Here is a 20,453-nt window from a genome sequence, read left to right as displayed (position 1 = left end):
GTGTTTTTTGTTATGCCGATAAGCTGAAGAAGCCCACATACGTCAAGGAAGGTACTGACGTACCTTTGATTCATTCCTGTGTATGGCTGGTAGAAAGTTATCTTCTTTAGTTTAGTAAGGAAAGTGAAATAAGCTAGTGAATGCCGGTTTAAACGGAAAACTTGGCTGGAAACGGCCCGGGAGGATAGATAGTTGCTGGTTGAGAGAAAAGCACTCACGTTTGTGGGTGTTTTTTGTTGTGCCGATAAGCTGAAGAAGCTCACATACGTCAAGGAAGGTACTGACGTACCTTTGATTCATTCCTGTGTGTGGCTGGTAGAAGAGTTATCTTCTTTAGTAACGAAAGTGAAATAAGCCAGTGGCTGCTGGCTTAAACGGAAGACTTGGCTGGAAACGGCTCGGGAGGATAGATAGTTGCTGGTTGAGAGAAAAGCACTCACCTTGGTGGGTGTTTTTTTGTTGTGCCGATAGTTGAAGTAGTTAAGCCCACATACGTCAAGGAAGGTACTGACGTACCTTTGATTCATTCCTGTGTATGGCTGGCAGAAGAGTTATCTTCTTTAGTAACGAAAGTGAAATAAGTCAGTAGCTGCCGATTTAAATGGAAGACTTGGCTGGAAACGGCCCGGGAGGATAGATAGTTGCTGGTTGAGAGAAAAGCACTCACCTTAGTGGGTGTTTTTTTGTTGTGCCGGTAAGTTGAAGTAGTTAAGCCCACATACGTCAAGGAAGGAGCCGTTCCCGGTGCCCGCTACGGAAAAAGACGGTCCGCTGGATGCCGGGAGGGGGAGCTTCCGTTAAGAAATCCACCTGTGCCTTTTGGGTATTTGTCTGAGCGAAGCGAGTTTCGGATTTTAGGAAGCTGCCTCTTTCGGCAAGCCTTTTGGAGTGTCAGGCCTAGATTTTTTGTTTCTTTTGCAGCAATGGCAAAAGAAAAATAGGACGATTTGAGGTAGGTTATCTAATAAAGATAAATCGATATATCGTGTCATACAAGGATAGAACATTTACTTGATTTGCGCGTAAAAAAATAATAAATAAAAGGGAATGTCTCAAAGTCTGTAATTTGGGACATTCCTTTTTATTTATTTTAGTAAGAGTCAGATTTATATGGAATGGCTTTGCAACACTTGCAAGTGCTTGCATAATTTTTTTCTGGCCCGTTGAATGGCATTATCGACAACTTTAGGATCAAAGTTTAGTTCTTGTGAAATATGTCTTTGCTTGTAGCCGGTAATATAAAGTTTAAAAATAGTCCGTTCATTGTAAGATAAATGAGTATCAATATAGTTCATGATTTTGGATACCGCTTCTTTATCAGTTACTAAATCCAAGGGGTCATCCACGTATTCTTCCAATACAAGCCTGTCTACCAGCTTAATACCGTTTTCCGGTACGGCGTCATCCCCGGTGTAGTACAGTGAGCAAGCTGTATTGGCTGCTTTGTGTTTATTGCGATTGGCTGTTTTAATTGCCGATTTCATCATATTTTTTATATTGATAATAGCAATGACATCAAAATCATATTTTCCATTTTCTTCGTAACGTAATACTGCTTTATACAAGCCTAATAAACCCCATTGATAAAGATCGTCAACATCACCGCCAGGGAGATAGTAGCGGTGCGCGTGGGCGTAAATCAATTTTTTAAATTTTCGGACCAAGCGATTAAATTCATCATCAAGAATCATACCTGAACTATCAAAACAATGAGTTAACATATTATTATCCCTCTAAGTAAATTTTTATTTTAACTAATCTTTATTATTTTTTGCTGATTGATAATAAACCATTAAAATACTCATGCCTGATGGCAACAGTATGTATAACAATGTAGGCAAAATGTGCTATAACATTAGAAAATATAACATCTTTTTACATTTTAAAATAGATTTAACCAATAGAGAATCAGACAATGGTCGGGAGCTTGCACAAAGGACACAGGACCCAAGTCCTGTTTTTTAAGGGATTGTAGTAAAAAATGCGATATTAAGTACTTTTTTGTCGAATTAGCATTACCTTATATAGTTTATTGCTTGTTATAAGTTGCAGGTATATACAGAGTATTTCGTAATTTTACATCTTTTAAGAATTAGTATAGAATGATACTCGAGGTGGTTCTTTTGAAATACTTTCAAGTGTTATTACAAGTGCTATTGCTATGTGGTGTCAGTGTAGCCGGCAATCAACTTGCCTTGTTACTTCCGATTAAAATACCGGGAAGTATCGTCGGTATTTTGATCGTATTTTTATTTTTAAAACTGGGCTGGCTGCCACTTTCCTGGATTGAAGCAGGGGCGACTTTATTGGTGTCGGAGTTATTGCTGTTTTTTGTTCCTTCCGTTGTGGGTATTATTAATTTTTCGGATATACTCTGGAGTCAATCCTTCGGTTTGCTCGCCGTCATTGTGGCCAGTACTCTTATCATGCTAGCTTTTATTCATCTGATGACCGGTTTGCTGGCCCAATACAGGGAGGAAGAGTAATATGGTACTGATGTGGCTGGCGGTTACCTTGTTTGTTTATGTATTGGCAAAAAAACTTTATTGTCATATTCCGAATATCCTGTTATCTCCGGTATTAATTTGTCCGATCATACTGATTGTGATTTTACAGATTTTTGGGACTTCCTATGAAAGCTATGATAGCGGCGGCCGTTTTTTGAGTGCGATGCTTCAGCCGGCGACCGTTGCATTAGCTGTTCCGATGTATAAGCATCGTAAGATGATAATCAAATATTTACCGGAAATATTGTTGTGTGTGGTTGGCGGTGCTCTTATGGCTATCGTTACCTCCATGGGGATTGCCGAAGCAGTTGGTTTGCCTGAGACGATGGTGGATAGCTTGGCTCTACGGGCGATTACTACCCCCTTGGCAATTAGCGTTTCTCAAATTTTAGGGGGGAACCCGGCAATGACAGCCGTATTTGTAGTTATAACAGGCCTTTTAGGAACGATTATGACTTCGGTTATTCAAAAATGTCTAAACCGGAAAAGCTCCATTGCGACTGGAATGATGTTTGGCATATCTGCACATGGCATAGGAACCTCAAAAGCTCATGAGGCAGGACATTTGGAAGGTGCTATTTCCAGTCTGGCTATGATTTTCATGGGAATTATTACAGCCTTCATTGCTCCGGGCGTTATCCCGTTGTGTCATGAGTTACTGCGAAAATTTGTACATTAATCGGAGAAAATGATAAATACCAGGGAATATGCGAAATATATTCGCAGCTTCCCTGGTATTTGTTTGAGACTTTAGTTCTAATTACATGTTTCGCTTGCTCTTTAGCTTGTTCCAGAGCGTACGACCGATTAAAAGAACACCGGCAAACACCAGCAAGGTGATCATCATGTCGACTAGTTGGGCAAACATGCCTGTTGGACCAAAGCCGAACATGCTGCCCAACATGCCACCCAGCAGCATACCGCTACCGAACATGCCCATATTGCGCAAGAATCCGCCGGTATTGGATTGTTGATTTATTGCCGGTGCGGCAGATTGTTTGGCTTCAGGCGCTTTTTCGTTTAGATTTTTAGCCGGAGTGGAAGGCTTGTAATCATTGTTTGCCGGTGAGTTCGCCGGTGCACTTTGGGTTGTAGGGGGTTTCGAAGGCGGCGTGGCCCGGCGTGCCTTACTGCCGCTTATGGCGGCAAAGCTGACAAGATTACAGGAAAAAATGAATAGGAGCGTGAAGAGTACAATTTTTTTCATGGTTATTCCTCCTTATAGGTCTTGATGTCTTCAGGAAAGGTGTAGATTTCGGCTAGTCCAGGCAGTTCGCCGTTGAGATAACGATCGATGTCATCCACATCAATATAAAACGTACAGTTTACTTCCAGATAACCCTGTGCGGTTTTGCCGCTTACTTTAACAATGTCCATAAGCCGTTCGCGCAGTTGCAGGCATTCATCCCGCGTGGCCGTTATGTGCAGGGTGGTGAGCGGAACTCCATAGTCACGCAAAACTTCCTGTAAACTCATTCGTTCAGACATATTGTATACCTCGCTTTCTGTAGATGGGTGGTAGTGGAAACTCGGTCTATATAGATAAGAATCTGATTTTGATGATGCACCTCCAGGAGAAAATACAATAAAAAAGACCTTGCTTACACGAATAAATCGCATAAACAAAGTCTCACCTGCATTGCTGCCGATACAACCGGGTATAAAATACCGTAATGACGATTGTATCTGAATGGTTACTCCCCTTGTTCAATATGTATTGTTACATTAAGTATAATGAAAGTAAGGCTAACTGTCAACAGCCATTTATCCGGCCTGGAAAAGGCGATGCGGGGTAAATAAACTGTCGTTATTTATAGGAGAGGAGAGGATTTCTAATGGTTCAGGATGTACCTAAAGTGGCGGCAGTGCAGGATATTTCCTGTGTTGGACGCTGCTCGCTCACTGTCATTATACCGGTGCTTGCTATGCTGGGCATTCAGGTGTGCCCGCTGCCCACGGCTGTGTTAAGTACCCACTTAGGTGGATTTAAAGACCTTGCTTTTTGCGATTTTACTGAACATATGCCGGATTTTTTTCATCATTGGCAACAAGAAAATATTGTGTTTGATTCTATATATAGTGGCTTCTTAGCCTCCGAACGTCAGATTGAGATTGTTAAAGAATTTATTGATACATTTGCCAAACCTGGCTCACTTGTGCTGGTGGACCCTGTGATGGGAGACGGCGGGAGGCTTTATTCAACCTATACACCGGCTATGCAGAATAAGATGAGGATGCTGGTGGGCAAGGCAGGCGTGATAACTCCCAATTATACGGAGGCCTGTTTTTTATTAGGCGAAACCTATCAGGCGGAACACGTGGATATGGACACAACAAAAAAATGGCTTGTCCGGTTAGCTGAACTGGGACCGGAAAAGGTTGTGATGACCGGGGTTCCCTGTGACGGGCAAAAAGTTGCCAATATCGCCTATGACAGGAATAGCGGCGAAACCTGGGAATTTATGCATGACTTCATTCCGGTGAGTTACCCCGGAACAGGAGATATTTTTGCCAGTGTATTGCTGGGTTTGCTGTTAAGGGGAAGGCCGCTGACCAAAGCGATGGAGCAGGCGGCGCATTTTGTGGTAAAAGCCATAGACGTGACGGTCAAGGCCCGGACGCCGGTGCGGGAGGGAGTTTTGCTGGAAAAGGTGTTATCCCAACTATATTTTGTATAAACGTTTTTTTGCAGATATTCTCATAATGTGCTACTATTATTATGCTACTATGATATAGCAAATAGTGGAAGGGGAGGTTATATCTATGAATAAACGTACGAATGTGGTTACTTTTCGCGGCAAGCCTGTGACTTTGCTGGGAGAAGAAATTGTAGTGGGTGCCAGTGCGCCCGATTTTACCGTATTGTCGCCTAAATTTGAACCATTCCAGTTAGAGGAAAGTAAAGGAAAAGTACGCATTATTAGTGTAGTGCCGTCTGTTGATACTTCGGTGTGTGATTTGCAAACCCGGCGTTTTAATGAGGAAGCAGGGATGCTGAAAGATGTTTTAATCCTGTCAATTAGTGTAGATTTACCTCCTGCTTTGAGTAAATATTGTGCGGCCCACGGAATTGAAAATATAAAAACTCTTTCAGATCACAAGGAGTTGGATTTCGGTCTAAAATATGGTTTTGTTATTGAGGAATTGCGGCTTTTAAGTCGTGGTATTGTAGTGATTGACAAGACGGGGATTGTACGGCATGTGGAATATGTCCACGAAGTATCCGAACATCCGGATTATGACAAAGCACTGTCTGTTGTACGGCAGCTGCTGTAAAAGCGGGGTAGTTACAAAAAAGATGTCCGGGGCTAGTATGCATGCGGGCATCTTTTTTTGTATGAAGAAAGGTTGTATGGAATGCATTTCCGTCCATTTTTGCATGAAATACTAAAGAAAATCGAGTATAATATAAGAAGAAACAGTTCTTAAAGTGGGAGGCTCATATGAAACTGATTGTATCCGATATGGATGGTACGTTATTGAATTCGAATAATAAAATTAGTGCTGAAAATGCCGCGGCATTGTTGCTGGCCCAGGACAAAGGGTACGAGATCGCCATAGCTACCGGCAGAACTTATAATAATGCGGCTCAACTTTGCCATGAGGTTGGCTTGAGACCGCATATCATATCTAATCATGGTTCCTTCATCTATACAAAAGAAGGAAAATTATTAAGGACAACGGCGATGAAGCATTGCGATGTGCAGCATGTACTGGATTGGCTGGATAAGGGAGAATACTTTTATGATGTTTGTACCGGTGAGCATACTTATATGCCGACCAATGCCCGGGAATTGATGCTGCTTGATTTAGAGCGGGCAAGCCGAAAGGACGCCTCTATTGATTTGCCCAAAGGAAGACAGTCCATCGAGTGGTTGCTATCTATGGGAAATGTCCAGTTTGTGGACAATATGCGCAGTATTGTTACTAAAGATCGTGCTTTTGGAAATATTGCAGCTATGACGTTTGACAAGCAGCGGCTGCAAGCAGGCCGGGACTATTTCCGGCAGTATCCGGGGGTTACGATGACTGTTGCGGCCGATGATTTATTTGAAATGATTGATGCCCGTGCGTCAAAGGGCAATGCCCTGGAATATTTAGCCGATTATTTGCGAATTTCTATGTGGGATATTATGGCCATTGGCGATCATTATAACGATATTTCTATGCTGGAACGGGTGGGGTTTGGCGTGGCTATCGGCAATGCCCAAAAGGCTGTTAAAGACGTTTGTCAGCATGTGTCGTTAACTAATGACCGTCATGGTGTTGCTCATATCGTCAAGGAAATGCTGCCGCGGTGGGAAAAGTACTCTTCCTGCAATGGATAAGGGCAGGAAAATAGGGAAGTTTAAAAAGACAGCTTTTGCTTTAAAAAGTAGAAGCTGTCTTTTTTCGTTGTAGATGCCTATATGACGAAAAAAGGAAGATAAGGACAGCTAAGTTGCAAAAAAAGTCAGATAATATTGAATAAAAAAATAAAAAAAACTTATTTGCGAAGAGGATTTTTGAAAGTTATGACTAATTATACTTATATAAGAATTTAAAAAAGTATGAAGAGTTGCATCTTGTCTAGTCATTTGAGATAAGGCAAAGAGAAGACTCGTGTAAACTTTTGATTTCGAAGTTTACATATCTAGAAAAGAGGTGTTGAAGCTACTGGATTAATGGGTTATTCTGGATGAAGATTTGACTGAATTAATAAAGTATTTAATGAAGTTCTGGGCAAGTTTAAATAGTCCGTAATTATTTTTAGACTACAATACCGGCAGTATTATAGAGCAGAAGCTGTGGATTCGTTTAAGGAATGATCTGGCTGTTAAATAACGGTTTCTGCTTTATATTTGCAATATTCCACACAAATCATGTATAGGAGGGTTATTAGTGAAAAGGAATTGGAAAGCGCTTATTCTGTCAACATTGCTTGCTGGAGCACTGGTGGCTGGCTGCTCGTCAGGCGGACAACAGGGGGATGCAAAGAAAGATGATGGTGGCAAACCGACAATTGGTGTAGCGATTTACAAATTTGACGACACCTTTATGTCGGGCGTACGCAGCGCCATCTCGAAAGCTGCAGAAGGAAAAGCCCAAGTAGATATTGTTGACAGCCAGAACTCTCAACCAACCCAAAATGACAAGGTCGATTTGTTTATCAATAAGAAAGTAAAAGCGTTGGCCATTAACCCTGTAGACCGCAGTGCAGCAGGCGTATTAATTGACAAAGCTCAAAAAGCTAATATTCCTATTGTATTCTTAAACCGCGAACCTCTACCGGAAGATATGAAAAAGTGGGATAAAGTATATTATGTAGGCGCTAAGGCCGAACAGTCCGGTACGATGGAAGGCCAATTGCTGGTGGATTATTTCAAAGCACATCCGACCAAAGATGGCATTATCCACTATGTCATGATCAAAGGCGAACCGGGCCATCAAGATGCTGAACTGCGGACCAAATATTCCATTAAAGCTATGGAAGATGCCGGTCTGAAAGTGGAAAAAGTTGCTGAAGATACCGCTATGTGGGACCGCGTAAAAGGACAGGAAAAAATGGCTGCTTTCTTGGCTGCTCATGACAACATTGATTGTGTACTTGCCAACAATGACGATATGGCATTGGGTGCTATCGAAGCATTGAAAGCTAAAGGTTATTTCCAAAACGGTAAATTTATGCCTGTTGTAGGTGTTGATGCTACGGCTCCGGCTCTGAAAGCACTGGAAGATGGCACTCTGTATGGTACGGTTCTGAACGATGCAGTAAATCAGGGTAAAGCCACAACTAACCTGGCTACTGTTCTTGCTTTAGGCCAAGCTCCTTCGAAAGACAATGTAGGCTATGACATTACTGATGGCAAATACATCTGGATTGATTACAAGAAAATTACCAAAGATAACATAAACGACGCAAAATAATTTCCTGTAATCGTCTGGAAAAGTTCTTTTTAAGTTAAATGAAAAGGCAAGGGCCAAGGTAATAGGTGTGGTTCCTTGCCTTTGATTTTAAAGCCTTTGGAAAGAGAGGTGGTATCATGTCGGAAATACAATATTTACTTGAAATGAATCATATATCCAAAGAATTTCCAGGCGTAAAAGCGTTAGATGATGTAATGCTTAAGGTGCGACCGGGCACTGTTCATGCGCTTATGGGGGAAAATGGTGCAGGCAAGTCGACGCTGATGAAATGTCTGTTTGGCATTTATTATCCTGATGCGGGAGAAATATTTCTGAATGGTGAGAAACTGGAGATTAAGAATTCCAAAGATGCTCTCAATTATGGAATATCCATGATCCACCAAGAACTGCATCCTGTGCCGCAGCGCAGCGTTATGGAAAATGTATGGCTGGGGCGGTTTCCCATGAAGGGAGTTGGCCCTTTTCAGTTTATTGATCACAAAAAAATGCATGACGACACGGCGCAATTGTTTAAAGATCTGGAGATTGACCTGAATCCCCACACGCTGGTTAAAACCTTGTCCGTATCTAAGATACAATCCATCGAAATAGCGAAAGCCGTATCTTTTCACTCCAAACTTATTGTAATGGATGAACCGACATCTTCGTTGACCGGTAATGAGGTTGAGCATTTATTCCGTATTATTCGTGATTTACGCAAACGTGGTGTTTCGATCATTTATATTTCCCACAAGATGGAGGAAATCTTGCAAATATCCGATGATGTCACCATCATGCGGGATGGTAAATACATTGGTACCTGGCAGGCAAAAGAAATGACTACGGATATGATTATTTCGAAAATGGTGGGACGTGATTTATCTCAGCGTTTTCCGGAAAAACATAATATTCCGGGTGACGTGGTATTAAAGGTAGAAAATCTTACTTCGCCCAATCCGCGATCTTTTAAGAACGTATCGTTTGAGTTGCGCAAAGGTGAAATTCTTGGTATTGGCGGCCTGGTAGGGGCGCAGCGCACCGAGCTTATAGAAGCCATTTTTGGTTTGCGAGCGGTTAGTACAGGCAAGTTCTATATTGAAGGTAAAGAGGTACGGATTCACTCGCCGTCGGATGCCAAAAAATTAAAAATCGCCTTATTGACTGAAGAACGGCGTGTTACCGGTATTTTTCCGGTACTTCCTGTAACGGAGAACACGGCAATTGCCAGCTTAGACCGTTACCAAACGCCGTATCTTCTATTAGATGAGAAAAGAATGCGTCAAGACGCTATTGAGAATATTAAAAAAATTCGTGTAAAAACTCCTTCCGAAAAGGAGTTAATGAAGAATCTGTCCGGCGGTAATCAGCAAAAAGTGTTAATTGGACGCTGGCTGCTTACGGAACCAGAGATATTGCTGCTGGATGAACCAACCCGTGGAATTGACGTTGGAGCTAAATTTGAAATTTATACGATTATTGCGGAACTGGCCAGACAGGGAAAAAGCATTGTCATGATTTCTTCGGAAATGCCCGAACTCTTGGGAATGTCCGATCGAATCATGGTCATGTGCGAAGGGCGGCTGACCGGGATTATTGACCGGGAAAATGCAACAGAAGAAGAGATTATGCGTCATGCCACGCTGTATATGGCGTAGACAAGGGAGGTTTATCTAAATATGGATGCGAAAAGAGCCAAGGATTTTTTGGCACAGTATGCAATCTATTTTGTTTTACTTGCTTTGATTGTAGCGATTGCTGTATATAACACGAACTTCTTATCCATTAGCACATTCCGTGATGTGCTCCTGCAATCGGCTACCCGTATTATTATTGCGTTAGGGATGGGCTTTATTTTGATTACCGGTGGTGTGGACCTTTCCGCAGGCCGCGTAGTTGGGCTGGCTGCCGTACTATCGGCTTCCATGCTGCAAAGCCCGGATTATTCAAGACTCTTTTTTCCTGGTTTATCACCGCTGCCATTGATTCTTCCGATTATTGTTGCCATCGTAGCATCGCTGATGGTTGGTTGTATCAATGGTTTGGTAGTTTCCCGGTTAAGTGTGCCGCCGTTCATTGCCACTTTGGGTACGTATGTAGCCGTCTATGGCGCAAACTCACTTTATTTTGATATGAAGCCAAACGAATCACAGCCTATCGGCGGTTTACGGACTGATTTTACTTCACTGGGATCGGGATCTATTGGGACCGGTGATTACTCGCTTCCTTATATCGTTCTTATTGCGATTGTGGTAGCCTGCATAGTTTGGGTTATCTATAACAAGACTAAGCTGGGTAAGAACATGTATGCAATTGGCGGCAATGTGAATGCGGCCATTGTATCGGGGATTAATGTCAAGTGGAACCTGTTGGTTATTTACGCTATCGCAGCCGGGTTGTTTGGTTTTGCCGGTGTGCTGGAAGCAGCCCGGACAGGTGGTGCGACTAATAACTACGGCAATATGTATGAACTGGACGCCATCGCTGCCTGCGTTATTGGTGGTGTTTCGACAGCCGGTGGGATTGGTACGGTTCCGGGTATCCTGGTAGGGGTATTGATTCTGACAGTAATCAACTACGGCCTGACTTTCGTCGGCATTAGCCCATACTGGCAGCTCATCATCAAAGGTTCCATTATCGTTTCGGCTGTTGCCGTTGATATTAGAAAATATATTTCCAAACGCTAACGACATAAGTATTTTTATCAGGATTGGTACAGGCTGACTGTGCCAGTCCTGATTTTTATTTTCCGCTATGCAAATAACAACCGCTGGGGAAGGCTAGAAAGATATCCGCTTTCCGCCTATACGAACGATATCTTACTTTGCCGACAGGCTCTTGAGATCAGCAGCTCTCCAAGAGAGCAGGCGGTGACGAAATCTGGTGGGGGAAGGGGACGGCGTATGCTGTTGGAGCGAACAGGCGTAGTGTAATGCAATACGCTGTTTACAGCAATGAAGCGGTCGTGCCAGCAAAGAAAGAATAATTTAGGTTACAGTTTACAGGATTTCAAAGTGATTTGTTGAATATACTGTTAATAAATTGGTATAAATGTATTTTAGATCACAGATGAATGTGTTACTATGTAAGCTAGGGATTTATTCACAGCTTGAGTCATGACGGATCTTTTTTCGCTGACTGCGTCAGAGAACCCTTGAAAAGTACTGCTGTTCCTATCTTTCTTGCCAGTCGAGAAATCTCCCCTTGAGTCGATGTGTTCATTAAATCGGTGATTTCCTGGGAAACGGCATCATTTGACGATATTAATTCAAACATAGGAGACGGCCATGGATATTAGTAAAACACATCTTGTCTTTGATACGGCTATTGGTGGCTGTAAACCTGTTACGGTCATAAATAAGCAGGTAGAATGTCCTTTTTGCCACCGGGAGCAACTGGAGGGCGTGATTGCGGCGGAAGGAGAGCTTTTGCTCCTAAAAAATAAATATCCTGTTTTACAGGATGCTTTTCAGACTGTGCTGATCGAAACCTGTGACTGTGATTCAGAACTGTCGTTATATAGCAGGGAACACCTGCACCGTTTATTGCAGTTTGGCGTGCAAAAATGGTTGGAGATGTCAGAGGATAAACAGTTTAAATCGGTGCTGTTTTATAAAAATCATGGTCCCTATTCGGGCGGAACCATACGGCATCCGCATATGCAGATCGTAGGGCTAAAGAACATTGATTATAGAGAGAATATGAAGCCCGAGAGTTTTGCCGGAAAACTGGTTCGTCAGGATCAGGGCGTGACGTTAACCGTTTCCGACAGACCGTTAATCGGTTTTATTGAGTTTAACATCCGATTACAGAATATTAAATATTTAACTGTTATGGCCGACTATATCCAGATCGTTGTGAAATATTTGCTGCATGATTTTAACAAGCATATCAACAGCTACAATTTATTTTTTTATCAATTGAGTGATGAAATTTATGTAAAGATCGTGCCGCGTTTTGTTACTTCGCCTCTTTTTGTGGGTTACTGTATTCCGCAGGTATCCAGCAGAATTGATGATGTGATACTGGATATACGGCAAAAGTATTTTAACGGTAAATAATTATTTTAACGATTAAAGCGAGGTTTATTATGAACAAGTTAGAGGAGATATTGCAGGCAAACCGGAATTTTGTCAGTCACTTGCCGGAAGCCTATGTTAATTATACGGAAGCCGGTAAGATACCCAAACGCCATCTGGCCATCTTTACCTGCATGGATACCCGGTTGGTCGAGTTTCTTGAACCGGCGATGGGTATTAAACGAGGCGAGGTTAAGGTCATTAAGAATGCCGGTAATTCAGTTACCGGTCCGTTCGAAGCGACGATACGCAGTTTGGTTGTCGGAATTTTTGAACTAGGTGTCAATGAGATTATTGTCATTGGACATAAGGATTGTGGCATGTCCAACACTTCCTCCCGTACATTGATAAAAAAGATGCTGGACAGAGGAATTTCTTATGAGGCAATCCAGATGATTGAAAAGGAATTGGAAGACTGGGTGGATCATTTTCATCATCCGGTGGACAATGTGAAGATGGTCGTGCAAAAAATTCGTACTAACCCATTAATTCCCAAGGATGTTCCAGTCCATGGGTTATTGTTTAACCCGCATACGGGGGAACTGGAGGTTGTTGTGGAGGGTTATCTAAAGTAGCGGTTTTTTGGGTCCGGGGAACGTGTATTGTTATGCCCGATATTATGATTTGGCAGCCTAGATAAAGGAAGACTCGTCGTTAGTGGAGGAGGAAGAGATAAATGAAGCTGTTAGGTGCGGAAGCGTTAATTGAATGTTTGAAACAAGAAGGAGTCGAAGTTGTTTTTGGCTACCCAGGCGGTGCGGTGCTCACCTTGTATGACGCCCTTTATAAATATGATTATCCTCATATTCTGACCCGGCACGAACAGGGGGCGGTACATGCCGCTGACGGATATGCACGGGCTACCGGCAAGGTGGGGGTCTGTATCGCGACATCAGGGCCTGGGGCTACCAATTTGGTTACGGGGATTGCCACGGCTTATATGGATTCGGTGCCCATTGTGGCTATTACCGGGCAGGTAGGAGTTTCCTTGATTGGCAAGGATTCTTTTCAGGAGGCTGATATACGGGGAATTACAACGCCGGTGTCCAAACATAACTATTTGGTGAAAAAAGTTGAGGACTTGCCGCGGGTCATTAAAGAAGCTTTTTACATTGCCAGGACGGGACGGCCGGGGCCGGTAGTTGTCGATATTTCCAAGGACGTATTTAATGCCTCTTTTGATTTTTTGTACCCCCAAGAGGTCTTTCTGCGGGGATACTGTCCTGAGCCGACCGGAGAGGTGCAGGAGGTAGAAGCAGCAGCGGCCGCTTTACTGAATGCCAAGCGGCCAGTACTGTTTATTGGCGGCGGTGTCAATCTATCCGATACCGGAAATAGTTTGCACCGCCTGCAAGAACTGACAGGAGTTCCTGTAACCGCCAGCCTGATGGGCCTAGGCTGTGTATCATTATCTGCATCGCCCTATTTAGGCATGCTGGGCATGCACGGGACCTATGCGGCCAATATGGCTGTCAGCGAATGTGACTTGCTTATTGGGATTGGGGTAAGGTTTGATGACCGGGTTACCGGTTCTGTTAATGACTTTGCCGCCGGTGCGAAGATTATCCATTTTGACATTGATCCGGCGGAAATCAATAAAAATATCCGTGCCGACAGCCGGGTAGTGGGAGATTTGCGCTGGTCGTTGCCGTTGTTGTGCGAGAAGCTGGCTGAACTTGATTTGACCGACTGGAAGCAGCAAGTGGCTGCCTCCTGGTGTAGCCGGTTGGAGGAATGGAAGCGTAAGCAGCCGCTGCGGTATCATCCGATACCAGGAACCATCATGCCACAAGAAGTGATACGAACAGTCAGTCGTTTGACCGAGGGAAACGCTGTGATTGTGACTGATGTCGGCCAGCATCAGATGTGGACAGCGCAGTTTTATGATTTTTGCAACCAACGGTCGCTATTGACCTCAGGCGGTTTGGGCACCATGGGCTATGGACTGCCGGCGGCAATTGGCGCTCAGGTCGGACTGCCGGATGTGCCGGTTATTTTGTTTACCGGTGACGGAGGGATTATGATGAATTGTCAGGAAATGGCTACTGCTGCCAATAACGGCCTGCCGCTCAAGATTGTTGTTATGAACAATCAGGTGTTGGGAATGGTTTCCCAGTGGCAGCGCATGTTTTATGGCGGTCGCTATTCCCATACCAGTCTGCGGGGGAAAACCGATTTTGTAAAATTGGCGGAGGCTATGGGGGTAACCGGGCTACGGGTGGCGGAGCCGGAACTGCTGGAGGCTACGCTGGCGGAGGCACTGCGCCTTCCCGGACCGGTGTTAGTCGAAGTCGAGCTGCCTGAGACAGAAGATGTTTTACCGATGGTGCCGGCCGGTGGCCGTCTTAATCAGATGATTCTGGGTGACGGGAGTGGAAATAAATGAAATATACATTAGCCGTTTTAACGGAAAATAGACCGGGCGTTTTGACCCATATTGCAGGACTTATCAGCCGCCGGGCGTATAATATTGAGAGTATTGCCGCCGGACCTTCAGAAGAAGCCGATATCACCCGAATTACCATTAGTGTGGAAGTGGATGATGAAATTGAACTGGAGCAGGTGGTCAATCAGTTGTCGAAGCTGATTGATGTCATAAAAATTGTCAATTTAACCTGTGTGGACTCCATTCATCGCGAACTGGCGTTAATCAAGGTAAAAGCCAGCAAGGCGACCCGGTCGGATATTGTGGATATTGTGGAAATCTTCCGGGCTAAAATCGTGGATGTAAACCGGGAAACTATGACCATCGAACTCACCGGAGAAGAAAGCAAGATTGATGCCCTGTGTGAGGTATTGGTGGATTTCGGCATCATCGAGATTGTTCGCACCGGAAAAATTGCGTTGTCGCGTGGGCCGGTGGCTGCCAAAGGAATCTAATGCATGGATAACCGGGCATACTAGGTGGGGTAAAAAGGCTGAAGGGCCTTTTTTCTTTTTATCCGCTACTCAATTGGTTTGCACTTAGGGTGTGCACGTTTACAAAAACAAGGTAAACCTGCTATGTATGTCGAATGTCTTGCATATTTCAATATAGCAAGAATAAGGAGCAAAACGATGGCAGTAAAAAAGATTATGACCTCCGAACGGGTATATACTACGGTAAATATGCAGCGAGCCGGGCGAATTGCCGAAGAATGCGGCGTTAGTCTTGTACTGGTGGAGGCTGAAGTCAGGTCGGGAAACAAATATATGAATGACTTTGAAGTAGCCGGACCGGTGGGAAATGTAGAAAAATTTTTAGTCCGTCTTAAGGATGTGGAAGTTCTTTGAGCAGAGTCCATGCCATTGGTGATTTACATTTGTCGGGATTCCCGCCGAGTAAACCGATGAGTATATTCGGTGACAATTGGACCGACCATTGGGAAAAGATAAAGCAGTCCTGGTATGAAAAGGTAGCCGAGCAGGATACGGTGCTGCTGGCCGGGGATACGTCCTGGGCCAAGACGTTCGAGGCGGCATTGGTTGACTTGTCTGCTGTTGATGAACTGCCGGGCCGCAAAATTATCATAAAGGGCAACCATGACTATTGGTGGCTGACCAGCAGTAAAATGCAGCGCCTATTGCCGCCCACCATCAGTTTTATTCATAATTCCTATGTGGCGGCTGGTGAGTTTGCCATTTGTGGCAGTCGGGGCTGGACTAATCCGCTGGACGAAAATTTTACGGAGGAAGATCAAAAGATCTATCAGCGCGAACAAGGCCGGATTATGGCTTCTTTGGCAGCCGCCAAACAAGATGGATTTTCCCGGATGATACTTATGACCCATTATCCGCTATTTTATGCGGGATACTCCTGCCCTTGGCTTGAAGAACTGACCCGCCTCTATCCAATTTCGCATTATGTGTTTGGTCATTTGCACGGCAGTGGAATTTCCCTGGGCCTGAACGGCTGCTATGCAGGTGTGGACTGCCGGCTGGTTTCCTGCGATGCACTCGACTTTAAGGTGGCTACACTGATTTAGCAGCAGGTATGAACCGGTGGAAATGGGCATATAATCTGGTAGTAGGCTATTGCGGGAGGATGGAGGCGATGGAATGGACGGTGATATAAATGCACTCTATCAGGAGTATCAAATTATGCGATTACGGGCAGCTACGGAAATACTGGATATATTAATGGGATGGTTGGAACAGGAAGCGGTTAAAACCCAAAATAGTGCCACGGTCACACAAATCGCCGCAACCATTGTCGCGGTCTTGAATCTTTCCTTTCAGCAACCGGCGCCGGTTGTGGTGGCAACGGCTACTGAACCAGAGGATTTGGAAAGTCCTCGATTATAAAGCAAGTATTGGCAAGCGGAGCGGAAGCTCTGCTTTTTCTTATTCTATCTGGCGTTCGCCGATTTGACTAAACTATGGAATTTATTGGGCGGCATAACCTGTTGTGGCCTGCGAGACAATACACGTAGCGGAGGTGAAGACAACGGTGGCAATATGTGGAAAGACAGTGCAGGCAGTATCTCTGGACAGAATGATCTCACCCTTATCAAAGAATAAGATTCTAATCTTAATTGAATCAAAGAATCCTGGATTATGTGACCAGATGGAAACGGCCTTTGCTCTGTTGAACGGTATTGGCTATGAATTGGCCGATATTTTTGATGAGTTTTTAGCCAACCGGTATTTAACTGTGGAAGCGGCGATTTCGCCGGAAAATGAACGGGCAGCAACGGAACTGGTAAACTATCTGAACACGGCCCAGCTTTCCCAAGCCGTCAAGGCTTATCTTTTTGTTAATGAGGCGTTGATCCGTCCGGTGATTTCCAGCGTATCGATATAGGATTAGTCGGGCTGTGAAAAAGATTCAGATCTCGTAATCGGTAAGGCAGCTTACGCATGATGTCGGGTGTGCCCGGAAACTAAGCCGGCTGCCGTGTGCTCAAAGAGATATCTGAAAAAACACCCTAAGGGGCGTTTTTTTTATATTGTGAATATATTGGAGTGAGTATGAAAAGCGAGCAGGGAGAGATACTATGTGGAAGATGTTTTGCCTGGACCGGTGTATCCCCTTTTATACCGTCATTTTTATCTCCATCTGGTTTGTTGCCTGGGTTTTAAATGCCGTCCACAGCTTGCAGTTTGAATTTGATTTGGACCGGCTGCGAGATATCTATGCCTGGTTGATGACACAACTTAACGCCACTCATGCCATAAACTCGATTTGGAATAGTCCTAAAGGCTGTGTTCCTGACAAGAGTGCCGGTTCTTAGGCGGATCCGGTATCCAATTTAGCCAGGTTGGAAGACTCCAATAAATTCCGTCTTCTCTATTGGCAATTTTTATGATAAAATTCACTTAACGCCGTTGGTAAAACTTGTCTTACCCAAATAACAAGACAAGCGGGAGGGAAGATAGATGGAATTATGGCTTACAGAACAGCAGACGGATCATGTGGGTCTGGCTTGCCGTGTGAAAGAAACGTTATTTACGGGGAAATCCCCTTATCAGGATATCGCCGTGGTTGATTCAGCGGAGTTTGGCCGTATGCTAGTGCTGGATGGAGTGTTCCAGACTTCGGTTTTTGACGAATTTGTGTATCACGAAATGATTGCTCATGTTCCATTGCTTACGCATCCTAATCCCCGTCAGGTATTGGTGATTGGCGGTGGTGACGGTGGCACAATCCGGGAAGTGGTAAAGCATCCGGCTGTTGTGCAGGCGGAAATGGTGGAGATTGATGGTTTGGTAGTAGAAGTAAGTAAAAAGTACCTGCCTGAGATTAGTGAGGCCTTACTTCAGGAGAATCCGAAGGTGCGGTTAAAAATTGGCGACGGCATTCAGCACATGAAGGAAGCGCAAAACAAATATGATGTGATTATTGTCGATTGTTCCGATCCCATTGGGCCGGGCGAAGGCTTGTTTACGCCGGAATTTTATCAGGATGTTTATAAAGCGCTGAAAGAGGATGGGTTATTCGTCCAACAGACAGAATCGCCCTTTTATCATCAACCGTTACTTCGGCGTCTCTTTAGTGATATTCGCGACCTGTTTCCTATTACGAGAACCTATCTGGCATCGATTCCTCTATATCCGGGTGGTTTGCATTGCTTCACCTTAGGATCTAAACATTATGACCCGCTGCAGGGTGAGGTGCCGGTGCTGCCATTTGCCACCAGGTATTATAACCGGGACATTCACCGGAGTTGTTTTGCCTTGCCGACCTTTATTCAGGATTTGTTAAAGTAGATATAACGATGACAAACAGGCTTGCCGCTATAGCGGCAAGCCTGTTTGTTTCCCGGGTCAGATGAGATTTTCCGGATTTAAGCCGTGCAATTCAGGCGATACAAAGATGCCATCCTTGCGAATCAGGCGGCCGTCGAAATAGATTTCGCCGCCACCGTGATCCTTGTCCTGCATGCAGACCAGATCCCAGTGGATGGTCGACTGGTTGCCATTATTGGCTACTTTGTAAGCATTGCCGGGAGTGAAATGAAAGCTTCCTCTGATTTTTTCGTCAAACAGCGTGTCTTTCATCGGAATGGTAATATGGGGATTGACGCCCAAGGCAAATTCACCGATATAGCGCGCCCCCTCATCGGTATCCAATATTTCATTGATCCGCTCGGTATGATTAGCGGTGGCTTTCACGATTTTTCCCTGACTGAATTCCAGGCGGATATTCTCGTAAATAACGCCCTGATATACGGCAGGCGTGTTGTAGCTTAAGACGCCGTTTACCGTATTTCTTACCGGAGCGGTGTATACTTCGCCATCCGGTATGTTGCGTAAACCGGAGCATTTTACTGCGGGAATTCCTTTGACGGAAAAGGAAAGCTCCGTACCGGGGCCAATAATCTTAACTTCATCGGTTTTATCAAACAGTTCGATCAGCGGGTCCATAGCGGCAGCCATTTTTTTATAATCCAGATTGCATACCCTGAAATAAAAATCCTCGAAGGATTCGGTACTCATGTTGGCTAACTGGGCCATAGAAGCGTTGGGATAGCGTAGTACGCACCATTTAGTATGGGGCACGCGGATGTCCATATGGACCGGACCAACCCAGTTTTGCTGGTACTTGCTCATTTGTGAGGCAGGGACATCTGCTAACTGACTGACATTATGACTGGCGCGGATACCGATGTAGGCATCCATTTGACGCATGCGTTCCGCTTCCCATTGACCGATTAACGATAATTGCTCCGGACTGGCTTTGAGCAGCAGGGAACGCTGAATTTGATTATTTTTTAAGGTGACGAAAGGAACGCCGCCTGCCTGATACACCTCGTCTATTAATGCCGTTGTCAGGGGCAGGGCATCATCCACCATTTCGATTAAGACCTTTTCTCCCGGCTGGATATGGGTGGAGTAGGTAATCAGGTTATGTGCCAGGGTTTGAATTCTCGGGTCCATAAATTTACCTCCTTTAGTTGCGGCTGGACATGCTCAGACCGTTGAGAGCTTATCTATCATAGTATTATTGGCTGCAGGTAATAATTATCCTGTCTGCGGCCGGCGGAATAAAAAAATAAGTTAAAAAAATCATAATATGGTATTGCGTTTTCTTATGTAATATGGCATAATATTAAATGTCCTTCCTCGATAGCTCAGTTGGTAGAGCAATCGGCTGTTAACCGATCGGTCGTAGGTTCGAGTCCTACTCGAGGAGCCAATTCAGTGGCCCGTTGGTCAAGCGGTTAAGACACCGCCCTTTCACGGCGGTATCGGGGGTTCGATTCCCCCACGGGTCACCAACATATGGGCGATTAGCTCAGCTGGGAGAGCGCCTGCCTTACAAGCAGGATGTCGGCAGTTCGATCCTGTCATCGCCCACCACATCAATCAAGCCACTCTAATGGAGTGGCTTGATTATTTTTTGCGTAAGCGAATACCACATGCTATGCATGTGGTTCCAAAAAGCTTATAGCTATACGTCGAAAAAAACAGCCTCTTTTGTTAGAATAAATGCAGGTTTGCCGACCGCATAACTCTAAACAAAGGAGGCGCATCCAATGGATGATACTAAGAGTTTAGCACA

At 44.4% G+C, this 20,453-nt stretch carries 23 protein-coding genes and 3 tRNA genes; 22 read left to right on the top strand and 4 right to left on the bottom strand.

Annotated elements, in window-relative coordinates; translation table 11 throughout:
* Positions 1-192: 192 nt before the first annotated feature.
* Positions 193-354 carry a hypothetical protein gene (locus tag F3H20_RS20020; RefSeq protein ID WP_188128410.1) on the top strand — a complete coding sequence of 54 codons (162 nt, stop codon included), beginning with the start codon at positions 193-195 and terminating at the stop codon, positions 352-354.
* Between the two features lie 752 nt (positions 355-1,106).
* Here F3H20_RS20020 and F3H20_RS18325 read toward each other — a convergent pair.
* Entirely contained in the window at positions 1,107-1,721 is a 615-nt protein-coding gene (locus F3H20_RS18325; protein WP_149736285.1) for a sigma-70 family RNA polymerase sigma factor, read from the bottom strand.
* A gap of 402 nt (positions 1,722-2,123) precedes the next feature.
* Here F3H20_RS18325 and F3H20_RS18320 point away from each other — a divergent pair, with 402 nt between their 5' ends.
* Together F3H20_RS18320 and F3H20_RS18315 are read left to right on the top strand one after the other, a co-directional pair.
* Positions 2,124-2,486 (top strand): CidA/LrgA family protein, encoded by a 363-nt coding sequence (locus F3H20_RS18320; RefSeq protein ID WP_188128409.1) that lies wholly within the window; start codon positions 2,124-2,126, stop codon positions 2,484-2,486.
* A 1-nt stretch (position 2,487) separates the two neighbouring features.
* Complete coding sequence (locus tag F3H20_RS18315; RefSeq protein ID WP_223191844.1) at positions 2,488-3,186, top strand: LrgB family protein; 699 nt, start codon at positions 2,488-2,490, stop codon at positions 3,184-3,186.
* An 81-nt stretch (positions 3,187-3,267) separates the two neighbouring features.
* Here the strand turns inward: F3H20_RS18315 and F3H20_RS18310 are convergent, their stop codons facing one another.
* Positions 3,268-3,714 (bottom strand): DUF2076 domain-containing protein, encoded by a 447-nt coding sequence (locus tag F3H20_RS18310; protein ID WP_149736283.1) that lies wholly within the window; start codon positions 3,712-3,714, stop codon positions 3,268-3,270.
* 2 nt (positions 3,715-3,716) lie between these two features.
* The gene (locus F3H20_RS18305) at positions 3,717-3,995 is read right to left on the bottom strand and encodes a hypothetical protein (RefSeq protein ID WP_149736282.1); all 279 of its coding nucleotides are present in this window, start codon (positions 3,993-3,995) and stop codon (positions 3,717-3,719) included.
* A 347-nt stretch (positions 3,996-4,342) separates the two neighbouring features.
* Between F3H20_RS18305 and F3H20_RS18300 the strand changes: the two genes are divergently transcribed.
* From F3H20_RS18300 to speE, 16 genes are all read left to right on the top strand, one after another.
* The gene (locus F3H20_RS18300; RefSeq protein WP_149736281.1) at positions 4,343-5,185 is read left to right on the top strand and encodes a pyridoxamine kinase; all 843 of its coding nucleotides are present in this window, start codon (positions 4,343-4,345) and stop codon (positions 5,183-5,185) included.
* An 85-nt stretch (positions 5,186-5,270) separates the two neighbouring features.
* A complete protein-coding gene (tpx, locus tag F3H20_RS18295; RefSeq protein ID WP_149736280.1) occupies positions 5,271-5,783 on the top strand; it encodes a thiol peroxidase in 513 nt (170 codons plus the stop codon).
* A 167-nt stretch (positions 5,784-5,950) separates the two neighbouring features.
* Positions 5,951-6,835 carry a Cof-type HAD-IIB family hydrolase gene (locus F3H20_RS18290; RefSeq protein WP_149736279.1) on the top strand — a complete coding sequence of 295 codons (885 nt, stop codon included), beginning with the start codon at positions 5,951-5,953 and terminating at the stop codon, positions 6,833-6,835.
* A 553-nt stretch (positions 6,836-7,388) separates the two neighbouring features.
* Positions 7,389-8,414: a galactose ABC transporter substrate-binding protein gene (locus F3H20_RS18285; protein WP_091743958.1), complete on the top strand. Its 1,026-nt coding sequence runs from the start codon at positions 7,389-7,391 to the stop codon at positions 8,412-8,414.
* Between the two features lie 116 nt (positions 8,415-8,530).
* Positions 8,531-10,048 (top strand): sugar ABC transporter ATP-binding protein, encoded by a 1,518-nt coding sequence (locus F3H20_RS18280; protein WP_149736278.1) that lies wholly within the window; start codon positions 8,531-8,533, stop codon positions 10,046-10,048.
* A 21-nt stretch (positions 10,049-10,069) separates the two neighbouring features.
* Positions 10,070-11,077 (top strand): galactose/methyl galactoside ABC transporter permease MglC, encoded by a 1,008-nt coding sequence (gene mglC, locus F3H20_RS18275; RefSeq protein WP_149736277.1) that lies wholly within the window; start codon positions 10,070-10,072, stop codon positions 11,075-11,077.
* A 600-nt stretch (positions 11,078-11,677) separates the two neighbouring features.
* Positions 11,678-12,451: a DUF4931 domain-containing protein gene (locus tag F3H20_RS18270; RefSeq protein ID WP_149736276.1), complete on the top strand. Its 774-nt coding sequence runs from the start codon at positions 11,678-11,680 to the stop codon at positions 12,449-12,451.
* A 29-nt stretch (positions 12,452-12,480) separates the two neighbouring features.
* Positions 12,481-13,044, top strand: coding sequence for a beta-class carbonic anhydrase (locus tag F3H20_RS18265; RefSeq protein ID WP_149736275.1), 564 nt, complete (start codon positions 12,481-12,483; stop codon positions 13,042-13,044).
* A 101-nt stretch (positions 13,045-13,145) separates the two neighbouring features.
* A complete protein-coding gene (gene ilvB / locus F3H20_RS18260) occupies positions 13,146-14,855 on the top strand; it encodes a biosynthetic-type acetolactate synthase large subunit (RefSeq protein ID WP_149736274.1) in 1,710 nt (569 codons plus the stop codon).
* Entirely contained in the window at positions 14,852-15,349 is a 498-nt protein-coding gene (gene ilvN, locus F3H20_RS18255; RefSeq protein WP_149736273.1) for an acetolactate synthase small subunit, read from the top strand. The genes ilvB and ilvN overlap by 4 nt, the downstream gene beginning before the upstream one ends.
* Before the next feature lie 177 nt (positions 15,350-15,526).
* Positions 15,527-15,742 carry a hypothetical protein gene (locus tag F3H20_RS18250; RefSeq protein WP_149736272.1) on the top strand — a complete coding sequence of 72 codons (216 nt, stop codon included), beginning with the start codon at positions 15,527-15,529 and terminating at the stop codon, positions 15,740-15,742.
* Positions 15,739-16,434: a metallophosphoesterase gene (locus tag F3H20_RS18245; RefSeq protein WP_149736271.1), complete on the top strand. Its 696-nt coding sequence runs from the start codon at positions 15,739-15,741 to the stop codon at positions 16,432-16,434. Before F3H20_RS18250 ends, F3H20_RS18245 begins: the two co-directional genes overlap by 4 nt.
* Positions 16,435-16,507: 73 nt before the next feature.
* The gene (locus F3H20_RS18240) at positions 16,508-16,753 is read left to right on the top strand and encodes a hypothetical protein (protein WP_149736270.1); all 246 of its coding nucleotides are present in this window, start codon (positions 16,508-16,510) and stop codon (positions 16,751-16,753) included.
* Positions 16,754-16,898: 145 nt separating this feature from the next.
* Positions 16,899-17,252 (top strand): hypothetical protein, encoded by a 354-nt coding sequence (locus F3H20_RS18235; RefSeq protein ID WP_149736269.1) that lies wholly within the window; start codon positions 16,899-16,901, stop codon positions 17,250-17,252.
* Positions 17,253-17,445: 193 nt separating this feature from the next.
* Positions 17,446-17,682 (top strand): hypothetical protein, encoded by a 237-nt coding sequence (locus F3H20_RS18230; RefSeq protein ID WP_149736268.1) that lies wholly within the window; start codon positions 17,446-17,448, stop codon positions 17,680-17,682.
* A 145-nt stretch (positions 17,683-17,827) separates the two neighbouring features.
* On the top strand, positions 17,828-18,658 hold the full coding sequence (speE, locus tag F3H20_RS18225; protein ID WP_149736267.1) for a polyamine aminopropyltransferase: 831 nt from the start codon (positions 17,828-17,830) through the stop codon (positions 18,656-18,658).
* A gap of 57 nt (positions 18,659-18,715) precedes the next feature.
* Here speE and F3H20_RS18220 read toward each other — a convergent pair whose 3' ends face one another.
* Complete coding sequence (locus F3H20_RS18220) at positions 18,716-19,828, bottom strand: aminopeptidase (RefSeq protein WP_149736266.1); 1,113 nt, start codon at positions 19,826-19,828, stop codon at positions 18,716-18,718.
* Between the two features lie 183 nt (positions 19,829-20,011).
* Here F3H20_RS18220 and F3H20_RS18215 point away from each other — a divergent pair.
* The 3 genes from F3H20_RS18215 to F3H20_RS18205 all read left to right on the top strand — a co-directional run bounded on the left by F3H20_RS18215 (position 20,012) and on the right by F3H20_RS18205 (position 20,251).
* Positions 20,012-20,087: transfer RNA gene (locus tag F3H20_RS18215), tRNA-Asn, on the top strand.
* Between the two features lie 7 nt (positions 20,088-20,094).
* Positions 20,095-20,169: transfer RNA gene (locus F3H20_RS18210), tRNA-Glu, on the top strand.
* A 6-nt stretch (positions 20,170-20,175) separates the two neighbouring features.
* A tRNA-Val gene (locus F3H20_RS18205) sits at positions 20,176-20,251 on the top strand.
* Positions 20,252-20,453: the final 202 nt, after the last annotated feature.

The sequence above is a fragment of the Propionispora hippei DSM 15287 genome (assembly GCF_900141835.1).
Taxonomy (GTDB): Bacteria; Bacillota; Negativicutes; order Propionisporales; family Propionisporaceae; genus Propionispora; species Propionispora hippei.
Note: the sequence above shows the minus strand (reverse complement) of the source record. Positions and strands in the feature narration are given on the sequence as shown.

Excerpts from the sequence above, each read along its gene's own strand:
- F3H20_RS18325 (WP_149736285.1), bottom strand. The coding sequence starts at position 1,721 with ATGTTAACTCATTGTTTTGATAGTTCAGGTATGATTCTTGATGATGAA.
- F3H20_RS18315 (WP_223191844.1), top strand. The coding sequence starts at position 2,488 with ATGGTACTGATGTGGCTGGCGGTTACCTTGTTTGTTTATGTATTGGCA.
- F3H20_RS18310 (WP_149736283.1), bottom strand. The coding sequence starts at position 3,714 with ATGAAAAAAATTGTACTCTTCACGCTCCTATTCATTTTTTCCTGTAAT.
- F3H20_RS18305 (WP_149736282.1), bottom strand. The coding sequence starts at position 3,995 with ATGTCTGAACGAATGAGTTTACAGGAAGTTTTGCGTGACTATGGAGTT.
- F3H20_RS18300 (WP_149736281.1), top strand. The coding sequence starts at position 4,343 with ATGGTTCAGGATGTACCTAAAGTGGCGGCAGTGCAGGATATTTCCTGT.
- tpx (WP_149736280.1), top strand. The coding sequence starts at position 5,271 with ATGAATAAACGTACGAATGTGGTTACTTTTCGCGGCAAGCCTGTGACT.
- F3H20_RS18290 (WP_149736279.1), top strand. The coding sequence starts at position 5,951 with ATGAAACTGATTGTATCCGATATGGATGGTACGTTATTGAATTCGAAT.
- F3H20_RS18280 (WP_149736278.1), top strand. The coding sequence starts at position 8,531 with ATGTCGGAAATACAATATTTACTTGAAATGAATCATATATCCAAAGAA.
- mglC (WP_149736277.1), top strand. The coding sequence starts at position 10,070 with ATGGATGCGAAAAGAGCCAAGGATTTTTTGGCACAGTATGCAATCTAT.
- F3H20_RS18270 (WP_149736276.1), top strand. The coding sequence starts at position 11,678 with ATGGATATTAGTAAAACACATCTTGTCTTTGATACGGCTATTGGTGGC.
- F3H20_RS18265 (WP_149736275.1), top strand. The coding sequence starts at position 12,481 with ATGAACAAGTTAGAGGAGATATTGCAGGCAAACCGGAATTTTGTCAGT.
- ilvB (WP_149736274.1), top strand. The coding sequence starts at position 13,146 with ATGAAGCTGTTAGGTGCGGAAGCGTTAATTGAATGTTTGAAACAAGAA.
- ilvN (WP_149736273.1), top strand. The coding sequence starts at position 14,852 with ATGAAATATACATTAGCCGTTTTAACGGAAAATAGACCGGGCGTTTTG.
- F3H20_RS18250 (WP_149736272.1), top strand. The coding sequence starts at position 15,527 with ATGGCAGTAAAAAAGATTATGACCTCCGAACGGGTATATACTACGGTA.
- F3H20_RS18240 (WP_149736270.1), top strand. The coding sequence starts at position 16,508 with ATGGACGGTGATATAAATGCACTCTATCAGGAGTATCAAATTATGCGA.
- F3H20_RS18230 (WP_149736268.1), top strand. The coding sequence starts at position 17,446 with ATGTGGAAGATGTTTTGCCTGGACCGGTGTATCCCCTTTTATACCGTC.
- speE (WP_149736267.1), top strand. The coding sequence starts at position 17,828 with ATGGAATTATGGCTTACAGAACAGCAGACGGATCATGTGGGTCTGGCT.
- F3H20_RS18220 (WP_149736266.1), bottom strand. The coding sequence starts at position 19,828 with ATGGACCCGAGAATTCAAACCCTGGCACATAACCTGATTACCTACTCC.